Raw genomic sequence first — 3,021 nt, forward strand, 5'->3', positions numbered from 1 at the left:
AAGCCGAGCGCGCACGCCGCGAATGGGAGCAGGCACAACGCCTCAAGGCCGAGCTCGAAGACGAACGCCGACGCGCCGAGGAGGAAGCGGCGGCCGTGCGTGCCCAGCAGCAGGCGGAGATGCAGGAAGCGAACGAACGCCTCGAACTGGCGCGACGCCTGCAGGCGGAAGCCGAGGAAGCGCGAGTCCGGCTCGAACGTGAAGCGCAGGCGCGAATCGAAGCCGAGCAGTCACGGCTCGCCGAGGAAACGGCCAAGGCGCACGAGGTCTGGGAAGAGACCCAGCGGCTTAAACAGCAGCTCGAGGATGAACGCCGTGCTGCGGAACAGGAGGCAGCGCGTCTGCTCGAACTGCAGCACGCCGAACTCGCGGCCGCGAACCGTCAGCTCGAGGAGGCCCAGCGGCTGAAGCAGGAAGCCGAGATCGCCCGTCGCAGCATGGAAGAGGACGCCGCGCGGCGTCTGCAGGAAGAGCAGCAGCGTCTGGCCGATGAAGCCGAGCGTGCGCGGCGCGCCGTCGAGGAAATGCAACGGCTCAAGGAGGAGCTGGAACAGGAGAAGATGCTCGCCGAAGCCGAAGCGCAGGCGCGGCGACGCGAAGAAGAAGAACGCCTGCGCCAGATGCAGGAACAGGCCGAAGCGCGGTTGCGCGAAGAAGAGCGCAAGCTCGAGGAAAGCTACGCGTGGCAGGCGGAGGAACTGGGGCGGCTGCAGCGCATGAAGGAAGCCGCCGAACTGCAGCTCGCCGAAGAGCGCGAGCGGCTGAAATCCGACGAGCAGACGGCCAAGCAGCGACTCGCCGAAGCGCAGCGCATCCAGTCCGAAGTCGAAGCCGCACGCGTGGCGAGCGCGCAGGAAGCCGAACTGCGTCAGCAGCGCCAGGACGAACTCGAGCGCCGGCTGCGCGAGGAAATCCAGGCCAAGGTGGACTCCGAGCGCCGCAAGCTCGAAGCCGAGTTCGCGCGCAATGCCGAGGAACTCGAACGGGCGCGCCGCGAAAAGGCGGCGGCGGAGGCGGCGCGCGTCGCGGCCGCGGAAGAGGCCGAGCGTATCGTCCTCGAATACAAGCAGTCACATCAGAAACTGCGCGAACGCGAAGAAGCCAAGCTCGAGGCCGAGCGCGCGCGACTGGAGGCCGAAGGACGGCAGTTGCGCCAGGCGCTGCTCGAGGCGCAGCAGGCCAAGGAACTCGCGCTCGTGAGCCAGCAGCGCGCCGAGCAGCAGATGAACGAGCTCGCCGCGGCCCGTAACGCCGCGCCCGATCGCACGATTGAAGCGCAGCTGGCATCGGACATCGTGGTCATCGAGGCGGAACTGAGTGCGGCGCGCGAGCAAATTGCCGCGGCCGAAGCGAACCAGGAACGCATGGAAGCCGCTGCACGCGCGCATGCGCGCAGCCTGGAACAGCATCGACACGAAGAAGCTGTCACGCGCAACCGCTTCGAGCAGGAAGTGGAAACCTGGTTGCGGGAGCAGGAAGCGCAGCAGGGCGGCGCGACTGCGCAGAACCACCTGCTGGCCAACCAGCGAGCGCATCTGGAGCGCATCAAGAAACGAGCGTCCAAGGCCCGCGAGGCCGCGAAGGCCCATGACCAGGCGCTGATTGCCGAACTCGCGTCGCGGCTGCGCGACGACTGAACAACCCGGGCAGGCCGGGCCCATGGCGAGGCGCGAGGGATCAGCCCGAGGAGGCAGCCCTCAGCGCGCCTGGCGCTCGCGGCCCGCGCGCATGCCGTCGACATCGATGTGTATGTCGCCCTGCGGATGCCCGACCCGTACCCAGGCCAGCTGCGAGCCCGCGAGGCCGACATCGCCCGCTTGCCGCGCGCGGCCGTCGAGGGTGAATTCGAAGCGGTAAGTGCGGCCGAGGCGCAGGCCGCCAGCCGTCCACACCGGGCGCACTCCGCGCAGCACGACGCTGTCGTCGAGGGACTGCAGGTCGAGATCGCGGCAGACCTCGCGTACCACCGCCAGTACCCGCTCGCGGCCGCTGGTGCTCCAGTTCCACAGGCCCGCGAATGCGCCGACCGTGACCAGCAGCCACAGGGCGTCGCGCATCATTCGTCGAGCCGTCGCACGCTGAACTGCACCACGTCGCCCGTGGCGTCCACCGCAAAGGCCACCTCGAGCGGCTGACAGCACACCTCACAGTCCTCGACATAAGTCTGGCCCTGCGCCGAGGTGTCGAGCAGGAGGGTGATGCTCTCCCCGCAGTAGGGGCAGTGGCTGGGGTGCTCTTCGACGGCGGCGGCCATGCTCAATCCCGGAAATTGGTGAACTGCAGCGGCCGGCCGAGGCTCGCGCCACGTAGCGTGGCGATGACGGCCTGCAAATCGTCGCGTTTCTTGCCCGTCACCCGCACCTGTTCGTCCTGGACCTGGGCGCTCACCTTCACCCCCGATTCCTTGATGGCCTTGACGACCTTGCGCGCATGCTCCTGGTCCAGCCCGTGATGCACGGTGATCTTCTGCCGCGCTTCGCTGACATTCGAGGTTATGTCCGCCGCTTCGAGGGACTGCACGTCGATGCCGCGTTTCGAGAGCTTCAGGCGCAGGATCTCGTCGACCTGCTTCACTTGAAATTCAGCCTGGGCGATGATGGTCAGGACGAACTCTTCGCGTTCCACCCGAGCGCCCGAACCCTTGAAGTCGAAGCGGTTCGAGATTTCCCGGTTGGTCTGGTCGACGGCATTGGTCAGTTCGTGGGCATCGATTTCAGACACGACATCAAACGAAGGCATGGCAATATTCTCCGACCGCAGGAACGAGGCCGATGGCATGGGGCGCCATGGACCGGTGACGTCTTGATTATCGCAGAGTCGGCCCGCATGTCGCCTGCACCGTGATCCAATTGCTGTGTTTCGATCTCGACGACACCCTGTGGGATGCCGCGCCGATCCTGCGGCGCGCCGAGGAGGTCCACTACGCCTGGCTCGTGGCGCACCTGCCGCGCATCGCCGACGCCCACGATCTGGGCGCGCTGCAGGCCCGCCGCCGTCAACTTGCGCGCGAACAACCCGGAC

General features: G+C 67.2%; 3 protein-coding genes and 2 pseudogenes. 2 read left to right on the top strand and 3 right to left on the bottom strand.

Features of this window, described 5'->3' with window-relative positions:
• Nucleotides 1-1,637 (top strand): annotated as a pseudogene (locus AB7E83_RS28115) (hypothetical protein); the annotation flags it as partial.
• A 60-nt stretch (nucleotides 1,638-1,697) separates the two neighbouring features.
• Here AB7E83_RS28115 and AB7E83_RS28120 read toward each other — a convergent pair.
• The 3 genes from AB7E83_RS28120 to AB7E83_RS28130 are packed head-to-tail and all read right to left on the bottom strand — an operon-like array spanning nucleotide 1,698 to nucleotide 2,739.
• The gene (locus AB7E83_RS28120) at nucleotides 1,698-2,060 is read right to left on the bottom strand and encodes a DUF3301 domain-containing protein (protein ID WP_428574838.1); all 363 of its coding nucleotides are present in this window, start codon (nucleotides 2,058-2,060) and stop codon (nucleotides 1,698-1,700) included.
• Complete coding sequence (locus AB7E83_RS28125; RefSeq protein ID WP_428574840.1) at nucleotides 2,057-2,254, bottom strand: CPXCG motif-containing cysteine-rich protein; 198 nt, start codon at nucleotides 2,252-2,254, stop codon at nucleotides 2,057-2,059. Before AB7E83_RS28125 ends, AB7E83_RS28120 begins: the two co-directional genes overlap by 4 nt.
• A 2-nt stretch (nucleotides 2,255-2,256) precedes the next feature.
• On the bottom strand, nucleotides 2,257-2,739 hold the full coding sequence (locus tag AB7E83_RS28130) for a YajQ family cyclic di-GMP-binding protein (protein ID WP_428574843.1): 483 nt from the start codon (nucleotides 2,737-2,739) through the stop codon (nucleotides 2,257-2,259).
• A gap of 101 nt (nucleotides 2,740-2,840) precedes the next feature.
• Here AB7E83_RS28130 and AB7E83_RS28135 point away from each other — a divergent pair.
• A pseudogene (locus tag AB7E83_RS28135) lies at nucleotides 2,841-3,021 on the top strand (HAD family hydrolase); the annotation flags it as partial.

It is taken from the genome of Ramlibacter sp., from assembly GCF_050250995.1.
In the GTDB taxonomy this organism is placed as follows: domain Bacteria; phylum Pseudomonadota; class Gammaproteobacteria; order Burkholderiales; family Burkholderiaceae_C; genus Ramlibacter.